Source organism: Rhodococcus sp. P3_B8, assembly GCF_056402775.1.
In genome coordinates this window covers 138,253-153,765 of sequence record NZ_JBFUGT010000003.1, presented here as the reverse complement: position 1 = coordinate 153,765, position 15,513 = coordinate 138,253, and the positions used below count along the sequence as shown (strand labels likewise).

14 protein-coding genes and 3 pseudogenes are annotated in these 15,513 nt (G+C 67.5%); 7 read left to right on the top strand and 10 right to left on the bottom strand.

Annotated features, from left to right (window positions below; translation table 11 throughout):
• Nucleotides 1–81: 81 nt before the first annotated feature.
• Nucleotides 82–519 (top strand): annotated as a pseudogene (locus AC1D1G_RS03050) (sulfatase-like hydrolase/transferase); the annotation flags it as partial.
• On the opposite strand, the pseudogene AC1D1G_RS03045 reads toward AC1D1G_RS03050, so the two are convergent.
• The 6 genes and pseudogenes from AC1D1G_RS03045 to AC1D1G_RS03020 form a co-directional block, all read right to left on the bottom strand.
• Nucleotides 516–674 (bottom strand): annotated as a pseudogene (locus AC1D1G_RS03045) (WhiB family transcriptional regulator); the annotation flags it as partial. The pseudogenes AC1D1G_RS03050 and AC1D1G_RS03045 sit on opposite strands and share 4 nt — an antisense overlap.
• 119 nt (nt 675–793) lie before the next feature.
• A complete protein-coding gene (locus AC1D1G_RS03040; protein WP_477951044.1) occupies nt 794–1,171 on the bottom strand; it encodes an SHOCT domain-containing protein in 378 nt (125 codons plus the stop codon).
• Nucleotides 1,172–1,201: 30 nt separating this feature from the next.
• Complete coding sequence (locus tag AC1D1G_RS03035; protein ID WP_477951042.1) at nt 1,202–1,498, bottom strand: SHOCT domain-containing protein; 297 nt, start codon at nt 1,496–1,498, stop codon at nt 1,202–1,204.
• A 925-nt stretch (nt 1,499–2,423) separates the two neighbouring features.
• Nucleotides 2,424–3,787 (bottom strand): annotated as a pseudogene (locus AC1D1G_RS03030) (diacylglycerol/lipid kinase family protein).
• A 16-nt stretch (nt 3,788–3,803) separates the two neighbouring features.
• Nucleotides 3,804–5,105, bottom strand: a complete 1,302-nt coding sequence (locus AC1D1G_RS03025) for a cation:proton antiporter (protein ID WP_477951040.1) — start codon at nt 5,103–5,105, stop codon at nt 3,804–3,806.
• Nucleotides 5,102–5,329, bottom strand: a complete 228-nt coding sequence (locus AC1D1G_RS03020) for a hypothetical protein (RefSeq protein WP_095870935.1) — start codon at nt 5,327–5,329, stop codon at nt 5,102–5,104. Before AC1D1G_RS03020 ends, AC1D1G_RS03025 begins: the two co-directional genes overlap by 4 nt.
• 330 nt (nt 5,330–5,659) lie before the next feature.
• Here AC1D1G_RS03020 and AC1D1G_RS03015 point away from each other — a divergent pair, with 330 nt between their 5' ends.
• From AC1D1G_RS03015 to AC1D1G_RS03000, 4 genes are all read left to right on the top strand, one after another.
• Nucleotides 5,660–5,920 (top strand): hypothetical protein, encoded by a 261-nt coding sequence (locus tag AC1D1G_RS03015; RefSeq protein WP_477951037.1) that lies wholly within the window; start codon nt 5,660–5,662, stop codon nt 5,918–5,920.
• A gap of 14 nt (nt 5,921–5,934) precedes the next feature.
• The gene (locus AC1D1G_RS03010; RefSeq protein WP_179443463.1) at nt 5,935–6,129 is read left to right on the top strand and encodes a hypothetical protein; all 195 of its coding nucleotides are present in this window, start codon (nt 5,935–5,937) and stop codon (nt 6,127–6,129) included.
• Between the two features lie 195 nt (nt 6,130–6,324).
• Complete coding sequence (locus AC1D1G_RS03005; protein ID WP_477951105.1) at nt 6,325–6,639, top strand: hypothetical protein; 315 nt, start codon at nt 6,325–6,327, stop codon at nt 6,637–6,639.
• Nucleotides 6,640–7,026: 387 nt separating this feature from the next.
• Nucleotides 7,027–7,476: a cupin domain-containing protein gene (locus tag AC1D1G_RS03000; protein WP_477951035.1), complete on the top strand. Its 450-nt coding sequence runs from the start codon at nt 7,027–7,029 to the stop codon at nt 7,474–7,476.
• 219 nt (nt 7,477–7,695) lie between these two features.
• On the opposite strand, the gene AC1D1G_RS02995 is transcribed toward AC1D1G_RS03000, so the two are convergent.
• From AC1D1G_RS02995 to AC1D1G_RS02980, 4 genes are all read right to left on the bottom strand, one after another.
• A complete protein-coding gene (locus AC1D1G_RS02995) occupies nt 7,696–10,143 on the bottom strand; it encodes an arylsulfatase (RefSeq protein WP_477951033.1) in 2,448 nt (815 codons plus the stop codon).
• A 459-nt stretch (nt 10,144–10,602) separates the two neighbouring features.
• Nucleotides 10,603–11,004 (bottom strand): DUF1622 domain-containing protein, encoded by a 402-nt coding sequence (locus AC1D1G_RS02990; RefSeq protein WP_477951031.1) that lies wholly within the window; start codon nt 11,002–11,004, stop codon nt 10,603–10,605.
• A gap of 289 nt (nt 11,005–11,293) precedes the next feature.
• A complete protein-coding gene (locus AC1D1G_RS02985) occupies nt 11,294–11,884 on the bottom strand; it encodes a TMEM175 family protein (RefSeq protein ID WP_477951029.1) in 591 nt (196 codons plus the stop codon).
• A gap of 327 nt (nt 11,885–12,211) precedes the next feature.
• Nucleotides 12,212–12,859, bottom strand: a complete 648-nt coding sequence (locus tag AC1D1G_RS02980) for a hypothetical protein (protein WP_477951027.1) — start codon at nt 12,857–12,859, stop codon at nt 12,212–12,214.
• A gap of 615 nt (nt 12,860–13,474) precedes the next feature.
• Here AC1D1G_RS02980 and AC1D1G_RS02975 point away from each other — a divergent pair.
• On the top strand, nt 13,475–13,837 hold the full coding sequence (locus AC1D1G_RS02975) for a recombinase family protein (protein WP_477951025.1): 363 nt from the start codon (nt 13,475–13,477) through the stop codon (nt 13,835–13,837).
• Nucleotides 13,838–13,966: 129 nt separating this feature from the next.
• Nucleotides 13,967–15,205, top strand: a complete 1,239-nt coding sequence (locus tag AC1D1G_RS02970; protein WP_477951023.1) for a saccharopine dehydrogenase family protein — start codon at nt 13,967–13,969, stop codon at nt 15,203–15,205.
• Nucleotides 15,206–15,513: the final 308 nt, after the last annotated feature.

Sequence of the window (15,513 nt, the reverse complement as noted above, 5' to 3'; positions counted from 1 at the left end):
GCTGTGATTGTTTGTGCCAGACGGCGCTGCCGGTCTGGGTCACGGCGCCAAATCTTGGTACGCCTTCGAAAGGGCAGAACGATGGGCATCATTGCCGATCCGATCCCCGGTGGCGACACGCTGCCATTTCCCCCACCCCCGTCCGGCAGCATCGCCGGACGCACCATGCAGGAATCGGTGTACCGGCCGCGGCCGAAGAAACGCCGACTGCCCGAGGACGCACCCAACGTGCTGATCGTGTTGATCGACGACGCCGGACCCTGACTCCCGGACACCTTCGGCGGCGAGGTCCGCACCGACACCCTGACCCGGATCAGCACCGAGGGGGTGTCCTACAACCGATTCCCAACCACCGCGATGTGCTCACCGACGCGGGCGGCGCTGCTGACCGGCCGCAACCACCACCGCGTCGGCAACGGCCAGATCGCCGAGCTGGCCAACGACTGGGACGGCTACTCCGGGCACATCCCCCGCTCCAGCGCCACCGCCGCGACGGTCCTGCGGCACTACGGCTACAGCGCCGAGCAGTGCCGACACAGGAGCGCGGCCTTGCGCTGGGCTGCACCCCGTACAAAAAGTTGGTCGAAGTGACCATCCCGACACAACGCCCGCGTTCTCCAGTTCAATCCGTCGACGTCGTATTCGATGCGGGTATGCCTGGTGGCGTCGCTCATGCGAATCGTTCCCCCTCGAAGACCGAACGGAATCGGGCGGCCTGGCGAACAGTGGAAACACCGCCAGGACCGCCGCCGCGCCGCCCAGCCCAGGGGCCGAACCGGGACCGGCGCCGCCGTTACACCAGTGACTTGGACTTCATCGCTTGAAACTCCGGTTCGGTGATCGCGCCGGAGTCGAGCAGCGCCTTCGCATCCGCGATCTGCTGAGCCGGGGACTGTCCGGCCACCTCAAGGATGTAGCTGTCCTGAGCCTGCTTGACCTGACCGAAGGCCGCCGCGGACCGCTCGGTCATGCCTTCGTTCCGCACGATCAGGTAGATCAGCGCGGACAGGAACGGGACGACGAACAGGAAGACGATCCAGATCGCCTTGAGCCACCCGGACATCTGGTGGTCCCGGAACAGGTCGGTGATGATCTGAAACAGCACCATCAGGTATGCCACGAACAGGAAAGTGACGGTGACGAACCAGAAGAAATCCCAGAAGCCGTCCATTAGCGGTGCTCCGTCCACTCGATGATGCGGTTAGGAGGCCAGGATCCCGGCCTTCTCGGTGTTGAACTCCTGATCGGTCAGCACCCCGTGATCGCGGAGTTCGCCGAGTTGTTTCAGAGCGGAGATCCGGTCGACCCCCACCGCCGGTGGGGCCGCCGGCTGCGGCGGGAACTGCTGCGCCGGTCCTGACTCGTACTGCGCCGCAGGCTGTTCGGCAGCCCACCGTTGACCCTCGCTTCTAAAGACAGCAGTGGGAAAAGCAGATCGGGCGACTCTCAAATACAGCCCCGGAGGACCTCCCCAGCGGCTCCTCGTTTGTCCAGCCATGAGCTCGTTCTCGACAACCTGATGTGGACTAGACCCCCGCATCTGCCGGGACGGATCGGTGAGAGGCCCCACGCGACAAACCGTGATCGAGGGACCGATCGCCGGCCACCCGACCCTTTTCGAGCCTAGGGCTTGGTGCCGGCGCGGTGTCTCACCCGTTGCGGGTGAGATACGCCTCGTCCGAGGCGTCGGACAACAGCTGCTGCGCGCGACGACCTGCCCGGCACGCCGCCTTCGCCGCGCATCATCAGGGACTCGGCTCTGACCCCGTTCGAGTGCATCGGGCAACCGGCCTCGGCAACCCGCGACCATCCTCATCACCATTGTTCTGCCCCAGCTACTCCCGGGGATTGCGGCGCTCGCAGAGGACGGGGTGTTCGTCGACGATGTCGTCCCCCGCACGACCGCAACGTCGCCGTTCCGGTCTACTCACCAGAGGGTCAGGGGCAGCCCGGCCGCTTCGGCACACCTGATCCGTTCCTCGATCCTGTCGGTGGCTTCGCCGCAGGCGAGTCCGGGTGCGGATGGCGGCGGCGATGGCGCGGGTGCGGCCGGCGGGGGCCGCGGACATCGGCGAGGGGGCTGGCGAGGTTGCGGCGGGCGTAGGTGGCATTCGGTGCGGTTGACGGCGTTGGTCCCCAACCGCTTGTGTATGGGGTTGGTGCAACCGGCGAAGTCACACTGGTGACACACCACCGCGGCGCCGGCGCCGGACCACCCGAGTCGCCGGATAATTCCGTCTGGTCAAGTCCCAGGACGTGGTGTACGAGGTGTCGCGTGACTCCTCGTGGGGCTATGCGGTGAGCACCGGGTGCCACCTCCTGCTTTGGTTCGGTAGTGGCGGCATTGTCGCCGCGGGAACGGGCGAGGACGTCGAGACCGAGACAGCGGCGCCCGTCGATCCACTCGTCGTGTTGCTCGGCCGTCATGACTGGTCTCCCTGCGTCGGCAACGGCGGGGTCTGACGGTGCCAGGCCAGTTCGCGGAGCCGGACCCAGTCGACGGTGGGTTCGGCGGGGCGGACCCCGGGGCGGTCGCGGGGTACACGGATCCGGAGGGCGCGCCGGGCTCGATGGTGCAGCGCACCGGGGTGGTCAGGAGCAGGGATTCGCCGTCGACGCCGACCGGGGTCTGCCGTGTGTCGGCGTCGACAATCACCTCGGTGGTCGTGTGCTGGGTCAAGCCCCGAACGTTCGCGCGGCGCAGCAGCCCGACCGCCTGGCGGGCGTTGGCGACCGAGACGGTGACGGCGCCGAGGACGCCGCGGTCGAGCCGTTCCCGTCGGCTCAGACCGGCGAGATCGCTGGTGCCGTAGGGGTTGTTGCTCACCAGTACCGCCTGCGGGTTCCTTACGGTGACGTTCCCGATCCGGGTGACGAGTGGGGCACCCGCCTGTCCGGCGAGCAGGTCCGGAAGCATCTGGAGCACCGTCCCGGCCTTGTCGTCGCGATAGGCGGGGCTGCGGACCACCTCGGCGTAGACCCCGAAGGAGGCGTTGTTGACGAACGGGCGGCCGTTGATCCGGCCGAGGTCGACGGCGAGCTCGACGCCGTCGCGGAGGGCGTCGAGACACCGGCTCGGGTCGGCGCGGTCGAGTCCGAGGTCCATCGCGAAGTGGTTGCGGGTGCCGGCGCTGATCACCAGGAACGGCAGGTTGTTCTCTGCCGCGACCCCCGCGACGAGGGCTTGGGTCCCGTCGCCGCCGGCCACGCCGAGCAGGTCGGCGCCGCGGTCGACGGCCTGCCGGGCCAGTTCGGTGACGTCGACGGTACCGGGTCCTTCGATCAGGACCACCTCGGCGCCGAGTTCCTCGGCCTTGCGTTGCAGGTCGAATTTCGCGACCTTGCCGCCACCGGAGTGCGGGTTCATGATCAGCACCGGATGCCGTACCGGTGGGGCGGGCACCTCGCGGACGGCGCTGTCCGAGGTTCGTCCGCGCAGGGCGGCGCGGGCGCAGGGCACCGTGAGGAGCGCGAGAACCATGGAGGTGACGACCTCGGCGAGCAGGTGGGCGCGGATGAAGAGGACCAGCATGACGATCGGCGACAGTATCGCGATCGCCAGCGAGATCCAGCGCAGCACACCGCGACTGGCGAGGAACCAGTACAGGGCGGCGACCATGACGACGACGCCGCCGATTCCGACGAGGAGGCTCCCGACGGTGCTGAGCAGTCCGGCGGACACCAGCGGCACCGCCACCGCGAGGATCGCCAGTGCGAACGCCGCCCGCGCCCACCAGCGGCGGGCTCCGGTCGTGGTGTCGGGGGCGGCGGATCGGGTCTCGCTCATCGTCATGTCCCCGTCGTCATCCTGGCGTGCCGGGTGCCGGGGTGCCGGGTGCGGGCTGGTCCTCGCGGCGGGGGTGACGCCGAAACCAGGCGGCGTAGCGGTCGGCCAAGGGTGCGGCCGTGAGGCCGTGGGCCAGGACGGAGAGCGCGATGGTGATGACGGCGGTGGTGACGAGCAGCCCTTCGTGGGGCAGCTCGTCCGGTTCTTCGAGGATGAGGATGACGAAGACGATGGTGGCCAGTCCGCGCGGGCCGAACCAGCCGACGAAGGCGACGGTCGGTTCGCGCGGGTGCGTCCCGATCAGCGACAGCGCGACGGGGACCATCCGGACGACGGTCAGGCTCAGCACCGCGTAGCCGAGCACCGCCCAGGACAGATGCCCGAGCGCGGGACCGAGCAGCACGGCACCGAAGACGATGAACGTCACGGCGCTGAACACTTCGCCGGCCTCGTCGAGCATGTCGGCCTCCTCGTCCTCTCCCTCGGCCTCGCCACCGGTACCACCGCCCTCGTGGTGGTCGGTGGCGCGGTGGCGGACCGCGCCGAAGGTCAGCCCGCCGACGAACGCGGCGATGAACCCGGACCCGCCCAGGGGCACGGCGGCGGTGTAGGCGAGCGCGGCCGCCGTCACCGGAATGATCTGCGCCCACAACGGGTCGAGGGAGCGGCGGCGGGCGCCGGTGACCAGGAGCGCGGCGGCGATCGCCCCGGCCACAACGCCGGCGAGGACGCCGTACCCGATCTGCTCGGTGAGCAGGCGGGCGCCGGCGCCGCCGCCGATCGCGCCGGCCTCGGCCTCCGCGACCGCCAGCACGACCAGGAACAGCGGCACGCAGATCCCGTCGTTGAGCCCGCTCTCGACGTTCAAACCCTGCCGCACCCGCGACGGCAGGATCGGCAGCGTCACCACCGCCTGCCCGAGGGCGGCGTCGGTCGGGGCGAGGATCACCGCGAGCAGCAACGCTTCCGGCCAGGCAAGGTCACCGAGTATCACCAGTGCGGCGCCGAAACCCGCCGCAATGGTCAGCGGCAGGCCGATGCCGAGCAGTCGGGCGGGAAGCGAGATCTCGGCGCGCAGGGTGGGCAGGTTCACCCGGGAGGCGTCCGAGAACAGCACCAGCCCGAGCGTCACCTCGGCGAGCAGTTTCACCACCTCGGCGCCGGCGTGCACATCGATCAACCCGAACGCGTTCGCGCCGAGGATCAGGCCGCCGACGGTGAAGATGATCGGAGCGGTGATCGGGGTGCCCGCGATCCGGCCGGAGACCGCCGAATAGGCGAGCAACATCGCGGCGATCGCCGGTAGCGCCCACGTCATGCCGGCACCGCCTCATCGCCGTGCTGCCGGGCCCGCGCGACGACGGGCCGGACGAGGATCTCGAGCAGCAGTAGCGCGAGAGGGCGAGCAGCACGGTCCAGCCGACCACGGCCCCGGCCGGGTGGTTCCAGAACACGATCCTTGCCGTCGAAGGTGATCAGGCCGAGACAAGGCCGACCGGGAATCGGGAGAACCTCGAGACGCACACCCGTTCGCTCCACCATGGCGACTCCCGTTCCTCGACTCGGAACGCTCACGGGCCCTCGCCTGGGCCCGGAGTGCAGTGCTGCACACAACGCTATCGCCGCCCGCGGGGCGCGCGGACGGGAACGAGTATGCCCGCCCGCACGAACCCGCACGCAACGCCGAATCTGCGGTCAGCGCCGGTCCCTGCGGTCCTCCCGGCGGTCCGGAACCGCCGTTGGCCGAGGCAATCACAGGAGCCCGGGTCGGATCGTTGTCGATCGTTGGGTGCCCCCTGACAGCGTCGAGCATGAGGTTTCGTCGGCGAGGTGCTTATGATCCGGGTCGGTGCGAGCGGAAGGTGCAGACCGATGCCCGAGAAGAAACACAAGCCGCAACCCGAACCCGGTCCGCTCTGCGCGGGCGCGCGGGTGCTGGTGCGCCGGCCGTCCGAAGCGGACCAGACCGGTCGGATCATCGAGGACTACGCCGAGCTGACCGACACCGACGAGCGCGGGCACGCCTGGGCGCCGTTGCACCGGTGGGCGGTCGCCCTCGACGACGGGCGCCTGGTCTTCGCCGACACCGACGACCTGACCGCCGACCCGAGCACGCACGGCTCCACCGGGTAGATCGACCCTGGCCGGTGGAACAACCAGCCAGGGGCCGTGCCCCGGGGACCGACCAACTGGGTTTCTTCACCGCCACGCTGCCGGTGAAGAAGAACGGCGCCGTGCCGCCGAAGCAGAAGACGGTCGCGTTTCCCTTCGCGAAGCCGCTGAGCTTTCCCAGCACCAAGGAGCGGAGCGCGGCGGCAACGACTACGGCGGCGACCGTGTGACGCCGGATCGATGCCCTCGAAGTCGAGACCGGCCGCGGGGGGCCTCTGATCGGTCGTACATCAGGGGTATCTCGCCGTCCAGCCCGGGACGATAATGGGTCCATCACCAGGTGACGGCGCTCCACGCGCCCGGCCGGCGAGGAAATCACGACTCCCGCACTGGTGTCGGCTGAAACCGAATCGAGAGTGACCACCATGACAACGATCACCAGGCGTGCGGTCATCGCAGCGGCCGCCATCGCCCTGTTCACGGCTCCGGGCGTCGCAGCGGCCGCTCCGCACATGCACGGCGATCCGAACACACCAGGGACGCAGGTTCAGTTCGATAACGACCCGGGCGATTCCAACAGCTACACGTGCGGCGCATTCGGAGCCGGCGGGGCAGGAGTCGGATCGAACCCCGGAGGTGGAACCGGCCAGGTCAACGGTACCTTCGGGCCGGGACCCGTCCAGGGCGGATGCGTCGGCAGCGACGGATCGGTCTTCTTCCCCACCGGCAACGCCGAGTGACCCCGACGGGCAGGCACGCGCCGAGCCGTCACGATGCGACGAGTTCCTGCCAGGAGGGCAGCGAGGGCGCCCGCCCCCTCGTTTGTCTCCGCTTTTCTGCTTATCCGCATCTCCGTATTTCCGTGTGGTCCGAGGGTTGATGCCGGAGTGCGTCGTGATCCGGTCGAGCAGGCGGAATGTTCACCGTCACCGACAAGTCCGGCGAGGCGCCAGGCGTGTCCACACACTCACGGAGCGAGGAACCTGTTCGTGGGCCCCGACCAATTCGTACCGTCCGTCCTGCGGCCTGGACGGACGGTGCGTCGCTGTCCCGATCTGCTGAGGTCCGCGCGGGTCTTTTCTCGACGCGCATACTGGCACAACACCTATGAAGAGGAAGTAATCAGCATGTCGAGCCAACCCGGACGATATGAGCTCGAGGTCTTCGATTCCAACTCGATGGACTGGCTGGAGCTGCCGATCGAACAGCTCGGCAGGAGTCTGACGCTCAAGCCGTTCACGGCAGATCCCGACACCGGAATGTCCCGCATGCTTCTCCGCTACGACGCCGGATTCATCAACCCATGGCATACCCACGACTGCGCGCACGGCATGTATGTGCTCAGCGGGACCCTGCGGACCCACAAGGGGGACTTCGGCCCGGGGTCCTTCGTCTGGTTCCCCGAGGGCATGACGATGTATCACGGTGCGACCGAGGAAAGCGACTGCGTCATCCTCTTCATCACGAACAAACCGTTCACAATTCGCTACACATTCGAAAATGAAGAGAGCGGAAGCGACGCCGAGCGACGGGGCCGGGAAAAGGCATGCCTGTGCTCGACAGCTTCCGTGACCTGACGCCTCGCGGTAGGTGAGTGGATGCCGACAATCAAGTAGTACTCCCCTCGAGACTCGATGGGTGCGTGGTCATCCTTGGATGGCAGAGAGTTCGACCTGCGTTCCGCAGCTATCGCTACACGCACGACCACCGCACGGTGGCAGCCCGGGCAAGCACCCCCCTGCGGTTGCCTGCTCCGTTCCTCGGTGGGTGCGGTTCTCTAGGTCCGTCGGCACGGGTCACACTCCGGGCGAAAACCCGTATCGCCCGGAGGGTGGCTCCGCCTCGTCGGGCGCGGAGCGGCTCGCTCGGCTCGACGCGGGTTGCTGTTGTTCGCGGGAGAGCATGGCGGCGGCTTCGCGTTCGAGGTCGACGTAGGGTTCGCCGCTGACGTCGACGGCCACCCGGTTCAGGGTGCCGCCGGTGAATGCCCACGGGGCGGTGCCGGGGTAGTCGTCGGTGACGGGTTCGCCGGTGTCGCGGCCGGCGGTGAGGCCCTCGCCGGCGATGCTGAACTTGCCGGGCTGGGTCTTGATCCTGCCCTCGCCGACCTTCCGGTCCCCGTAGTACAGGGTCAGGGTGCCGTGGGCGGTGCCGGGCGGGTCCTCGCCGTCCTTGTCGAACGAGGCGGCCAGGAKCAGGTTCTCGCCGGTCGGCAGGTCCTCGGTGGCGACGATSCGCTGTTCGTCGCTGCCGAGGAAGTTGTACTCGTAGCGCAGCCGGTTGTCCTTGACGTACAGGGCGTGCCCACCGAAGCGGCTGCCGTGCGCGAACAGCACCCCGCAGGCCCCGGGTTCGGGGAGATCGACCAGTGCACCGATCGAGTAGGAGCGGTTGCGGATGTTGACCGCGACCGATTCGGGGACCTCGGCGCCGCCCGGGCGGTAGACGTAGCGGTTGCGCGGCGGCGCGAGCTGGGGGCGCGCGGTGGTGAGGATCTCGACCGCGGAGCGGTCGTCGAGGGGGAACGCCTGGTTGGCGCCGGCCTCGTGGAACCACAGCCCGACCAGCTCGGCCAGCCGCCCGGGCTCGTCGGCGGCGAGGTCGTGCAGCTCGGCGCGGTCGATCTGGGTGTGGTAGAGCTCCCAGGTGTCGTCGGGGAACCGGCCCCAGCCGCTGATCGCCGGGTGGGTGGTGACGGCCTGCCAGCCGTCGTGCCAGATGCCTCGGGTGCCGAGCATCGAGTAGAACTGGGTGTGCTTGGCCGTCGGGATGGTGGCCGCGTCGAAGCTGTACCGCATGCTCACCCCCTGCAGCGGGTGTTGGGTGTGGCCCTTGACGGTGTCCGGGAGTGCGAGCCCGAGGCAGTCCAGCACGGTCGGGACCAGATCGATGGCGTGGTGGTACTGGTCGCGGGTCTCGCCGCGGGCGGCGATCCCGGCCGGCCAGGAGATGATGCACGGGTCGGACGTGCCGCCGTTGTACGAGTACCTCTTCCACATCTTGAACGGGGTGTTGAAGGCCATCGCCCACCCATTGGGGTAGTGGTTGTAGGTTTTGGTGCTGCCGAGCTCGTCGATCATCCTCATGTTCTCGGCCATATCGTCCGGCACGCCGTTGGCGATCTTGTTCTCGTTGACCGAGCCGTCCGGGCCGCCCTCACCGCTGGCGCCGTTGTCGGAGACCAGCATGATGATGGTGTTCTCGAGCTGTTCTATCTCCTCGAGGTAGGCGATCAGGCGGCCGATCTGGTGGTCGCAGTGCGAGAGGAACCCCGCGTACACCTCGGCCATCCGGGCGAAGAGCCGTTTCTCGTCGGCGGCCAGGGTGTCCCAGGGTCGGGTGAAGTCGAGCGGCGGGAACGGTTGCCCGTCGGGTCCGGTGCGGGTGTCGGGGGTCCCGATCGGGTTGATCGGGGGCAGTTCGGTGCCGGGCGGGACCAGGCCCATCTCCTTCTGCCGGGCCAGGATCTGCTCGCGCATCGCCTCGTAGCCGTCGTCGAACTTGCCCCGGTAGCGGTCGGCCCATTCGCGGGGCACCTGGTGCGGGGCGTGCGCGCAGCCGGGTGCGTAGTACAGGAACACCGGCCGGTCGGGGGCGATCGCCTTGACGTCGTCGAGGTACTCGATGGCCTTGTCGGTGATGTCGACGCTGAGGTGGTAGCCCTGCTCCGGGGTGGCCGGTGGCTGGGTGGGGTGGTTGTCGTGGACGAGGTCCGGGTACCACTGGTTGGTCTCCGCGCCGAGGAAGCCGTAGAAGCGGTCGAAGCCGCGGCCGACGGGCCAGTTCTGTTTGGTGGAGGCGAGGTTCATCTCGTCCTCGGCGCACAGGTGCCACTTGCCGACCATCGCGGTGGAAAAGCCCTGCTCGACCAGGACCTCGCCGAGGGTGGCGCATTCGGGCGGGATGTGCCCGTTGGCGCCGGGGAAGCCGACCGCGGCCTCGCTGATGCAGGCCATCCCGTTGGTGGTGTGATTGCGGCCGGTCAGCAGACAGGACCGGGTCGGCGAGCACAGGGCGGTGGTGTGCCACTGGGTGTAGCGGAGCCCGTTCGCGGCGATCCTGTCGATGTTCGGTGTGTCGATCGGGCCGCCGTAACAGCCCAGGGCGCCGAACCCGACGTCGTCGAGGACGATGTACAGCACGTTCGGTGCGCCGGACGGTGCCTTCGGTTGCTCGTACGGTCCCCAGTCCGGGACCGAGTCACGAATATCGAGATTGACGACACCTCTGAATGGTTTGGCCATGACATCGGCTCCTGCTCGGGTTCCCCTGCACGTTCCAGCCAAGCACTACCGGCCGGTGATAACCAGGGTCGTTCGACACTCCGGCAACGGCACGGCCTGATACCGCCCCGTCCTCGCCGACTGAGTTGCCCGATCCGGTCGGTACCGCGACGGCCCTCGACTCCCCCAGAAACCCCGGACTGAATCTTCCACGGAGACAGGGCTGTTCAACGCGTCAGGGGTCAAATTACGCTGAACCGTACACCCGGCGGGCTCGTCGTTGCCGCTGATCTTGAAGTCTTCGCATGTCTGGCGTGAGCCCTTTCTCGGTGGCCACCCTGCGAGCGTGGGTGGCTCGCTCGACCGCGTAGGTGCGTTCCCTCTGCCCGAACAGGGCCTCGGGTCGGCCGGGTTGGGCGAGTCGATCGTGTCGGCCAGATTCCGCAGACCCACACCCCCGAGGACCCCGGCCCCGGCCCCTCACCGGTCCTGGCCTCCCGATCGCCGGGCTGCCTGCGCGAGGACCTGCGGTCCGGTGACGAACGCCTTCTTCCAGGGGGCGACGCCGTCGATCTCGATCTCGATGGACATGCTCAGCACGGTCCGGATGAGCACGATCAAACCCAGGATCGCAGCGTCCGTGAGCGAGGGCGTCGAGGTGACCGTCTTGACGATGTCCGCGGCAACCAGCAGCTCCAGGCCGAACAGGATCGCTCCGCCCAGCGCGTTACGCAGCATTTTGAACGCCCGACCACCATCGCCTGTTCGCTTCCATGTTCGGGCCGCGAAGGCAAAAGCGAGGAGAAACCCCGCCACCATCGACAGGACACCGAGGACTTCGAAGGACTCCGTCACCAGTTCGAAGAATCGAGCAGTGTCCATGACGGGGTCCTGTTCGCACGACGGTTCCGCAGGTTGGGCGTTTGCACCTACCAAAGCAGGTTCTCGCAGAGCAGTCGTCGAGGTCAAGCCCGGTCACAGTACCCAGCAGAAGTAGCCATATGTTGAGAAGTAGCCGGTCATCATCCCCACATGCTGGGGCGGGTGGGTGCCCGACGACCGCGAGGATGCCTTCGAGGTGGACCGTCGGGATCGCGACGTTCGATGAGCCGTGGAAGGCTCGCTCGATTCAAAAGTCGAGGCGCGGACAACTGACCCGTCGCGATCCCTGCTATGGATGAGACGACCGGTGCCGGGTCGCGGCGAACGGGAGGAGAATGAACACCGCGATCGCCAGGTAGCCGAAGACCGCAACAACCGGCAGGAACAGTCCCAGGACGATCATCACCACATAGGCGCCCACGCTGGGTGAGAGCCGCTTGGTGAGCATCTTCAGGTTCTCGTCCGTCACGTCGGGCCGCACCAGCCGCGCGTGAACCGCGTAACGCCACAGGACCCACACCAGCACCGCCGTCAGAAGCAGGTTGATCCCGAAGACGGTAGTCGCGACGCGCTCAGCGTTCGATTCGCCGATGAACTCCGCCAGCAGCCGCGTCGGGAATGGGAGGAACGCCACCACCATGAGCAGTATCAGATTCAGCTGAATGAACACCGGGGTGGCACGGTCGAGGTACTCGGTGATCACCGTGTGCGCGAACCACACCGCACCTATGGTCGCGAAACTCACCAAGTAGGCGAGGTAAGAAGGCCACTGGTCGGCCAGCGTGCCCAGCAGGTCGTCCTCGGAACTGCTGGCAACCCCGAGCTCGAGGACGAGAAGGGTGATCGCGATGGAGAACACACCGTCGCTTAAGGCCTCCAACCGCGCGGTCTTATGACCCCGTGGGCGAGCCCGTGGCCCTTCATCGTTCACAGTGAGATTCTGCCTCCTCACGACCCAACACCGACGACTAATCGATGGACGCAGATTGGCCGACCGCTACGCCACCTGCTACCGGCGTCACCCTGCCTGGGTCGGTCGGCACCGGACACGCGAGGATGACGCGATTCGACTCCGACGCATCGATCGACGCCCGTGCGGCTTCCCGGGTGGGGCACCTTCGTGCGTATCGCCTCGGTCCTGGCGCGCGGAACGTGCGCTGGTCGTCTACGCGTCGGGGCTGGAGCGCCGCGCTGTCATCGGCAGGTGTCAGTCCGGGAGATGGTGTCGATCGGTGGCGAGGATGTAGACGTTGACCGCTATCACCCAGGCGGGGAAGACCAGCACCACCCAGATACTGAAACCGGCCACCAACAACAGGCTCAGTGCGAGCAGGTAGGTGGTGATCACCACCCCTCGCGGCATCAACTCGGTGCGCAACCAGATCGTGGCCAGGGAAATCATGAACACCGCGGCCATGCGGATCGCGTAGACGTTGCTGCCCTGCAACATCGCTTCCCGCCCGAAGTACACGATCTCGTTTTCGGCGACGGTCGAGCCGCGGGAGACGGCGAGAAGCGCGCCCGCGAGCGTCATCGAGACGAAGGTCATGCCGAGGAACAACAGTCCACTGCCCATAAAGACCGTCGTGAAGAAGCGGTCCTCGAGGTCGCCGAACCGGTCGCGCTGGACCCCGATGAACCACAGGAACGCCGTGCCCGCGATCGGGGTGAGGGACAGGGCGGTGGTGATCTTCGATCCGCCGTGTACCCAGGGGGCTCCCGCGGCGGCAGGCATCGCCGTGATCAGCAGGACGATGCTGAGGATGAAGAGCGCTCCGAAGACGATGCCCGCGATCGCCGCGGAACGCGGCGTCCGCAGCCGGTTGTACTGGACCTCGATGCGTATATTCGTCATGGGTTCAATCCTGTTCGAGTGGTGCTGGAGCTGGCGGCTACCGGGCAAGCGCGCGCACGCACCACGGGCGGGGGACCCCGTCCTTCGAGCGACCGGGCCGGCGGGGTTCGATGCCCGGCAAGACCACCACACGGCGGCGGCCGCGATCCGCTCCTCGGCCTATGCAGCCGGTGATCGAAGCGTTCGACGTACTTGCCAAACGCGACGTTAATCTCATCGGGCCGGGTTGCTGCCGCAACGAGAAATCTCATCCATCCCGTACACAAGAATGGCCGCGTCTTTGGTTGGGAGATCTGAAGCGACGGGCCGCTGACGGTCCGAACGAAGACGACCACCGCAATGTCGGTAGACGACCAGTTCGACCTGGCATCTCTCGTACCTAAGTTCGATCTGCGGTACTTGGTTGGCGCCGGATCTCGATCGTGTCGAGCCTGCCATCGACACTCCTCTTCACCATCGAGACTCCGCTCCCTGGTGACCATAGTCGTCATGGCATGTGACGGAAATCGTTGGATCCGACAACCATTACGAACTGCGGAAATCGCGGGAAAATGGCGTCGAAAACCCGTGTCGAGAAACTATGTCCAAAAACCCCAGCCGTGATGCTGTCGACACATGATGATCGGCTACGCCACGGGTCTTCCAGCGACAGACCAGAGCCCCGACCACCAGGTCGATACGTTGCGCCGCGCCGGAGTGGCAGCCGAGAACATCCACATCGACCACGCGGGCAGTGCCAAAGCGTCACGGCCCCAACTCGATCTGGTGCTGCAGCGGCTCCGCGGTGACGACGTCCTGGTGATCACTGGGCTCGACCGGCTCGGACGGTCGATGCTGCACCTGATCACCCTCGGCGCCGACCTGCGCGATCGCGGCATCGGCCTGAAGGTCCTCGAGCAGGGCATCGACACCGCGACCTCCGAGGGCGCGCCATGTTCGGCATGTTGTCGGTCCTGGCCGAATTCCAGCGTGCGTTGATTGCGGCCAACGCGCGAGCCTAATGGGGGTCGATCAGGCAGAAGAGGTATCTGTAACTCCGCGTAACCAGATACCAGGGGTGAGCTTCGAGGGCCGGCCACCCTTACGGCCGCGGGCCCGGGCAGGCGCATGACTGACAGCGGACGCGAACTCGATCTCGTCATCTACGGTGCCACCGGGTTCGTCGGAAGGTTGCTCGCCGACTATCTCGCCCGCACCGCCCCGGACGGTGTGCGGATCGCTCTCGCCGGACGGTCCCAGGCGAAACTCGAGGCAACGCGGTCCGCGCTCGGGGCCCGCGCCACCGACCGGCCGATGGTCCTCGCCGAATCCAGTGACGCCGTCGCGCTTGCCGAGCTGGCTTCCCGCACACGGTTTGTCGCGACCACGGTGGGCCCGTACGCGAAGTACGGGGCCGAACTCGTCGCCGCCTGCGTCGCGGCCGGCACCGACTACGTCGACCTGGCCGGGGAGTTGTTCGTCCGCGGGAGCATCGACGCCCACCACGACAAAGCTCGCGCCAACGGTGTGAAGATCGTGCACTCCTGCGGCTACGACTCCATCCCCGCCGACCTGGGCGTGCACGTACTGCACCAAAGAGTCCAGGCCGACGATGCGGGGGAACTGACCGACACCACCCTGGTCGCATCGCTGAGCGGCGGAGTCTCCGGCGGGACGATCGACTCGCTGCGCACCCAGATCGACGAATCGAAAAAGGATGTGGCCCTGCGCCGGCTCGCCGCCTCCCCGTACTCGCTCAGCCCCGACCGGACGAAGGAACCCGACCTCGGCCGACAGTCCGACGTCGCCGTGGTCGACGGCGCCGACATCGACCCGCAGGTACGCGGGTGGAAGGCCCCGTTCGTGATGGGCTCCTACACCACCCGCATCGTCCGGCGCACCAATGCCCTGCGCGACTTCGCGTACGGCCGCACCTTCAAATACCGGGAGGTGATGGGCGTGGGGGACTCGCGACTCTCCCGTCTCTACGCGGCCGGTGTCGCCGGCATCCTCGGCGGGCTCGTCCTCGGTCTCAGCCTGCCGCCCACCCGGTTTCTCCTCGACCGCATCCTCCCCGCACCCGGCGAGGGACCCAGCGACACGACGCAACGCAACGGGTACTTCGCGATGGACATCTACACCACCACCGCGACCGGCGCCCGGTACGCCGCCCGGGTGAAGGCACAGGGCGATCCCGGATACCGCGCCACCGCGGTCCTGCTGGGGGAGTCGACACTGAGCCTCGTCCTGGACCGAGATCGCCTTCCTGAGGAGGCGGGCGTCCTCACCCCAGCCACCGCGCTCGGGGACGTGCTCGTCGAACGACTGCGCGGCGCAGGGGTGGAGATCTCCGCCCGCAAACTCTGACCCGGGGACTGAGGAGGTCGCAACACGGCACTCAAAACCCACCCGCCCAAGCCCGCCCCAATCGCTAGCGGCGCTTGCATTGATTGCACTGCTAGCAATGGGACCGTCATACCCGGAGCAGCCGAGATTCCCGGGTGAGCAAGGGTGTTGCCCGCGCCGGTCGCTCCCGGTCTTCTGCCGAGGTCCACGACGATCCGACTGATTCGCCTTTCCGTCGATGAGGGATGTCTGCCCGGGTGACCCCGCAGGGGGTGGGGTCCAGGGTGAGCGGATGGCCGTCACCGGATGAGCGTGATCGGCACACTCCA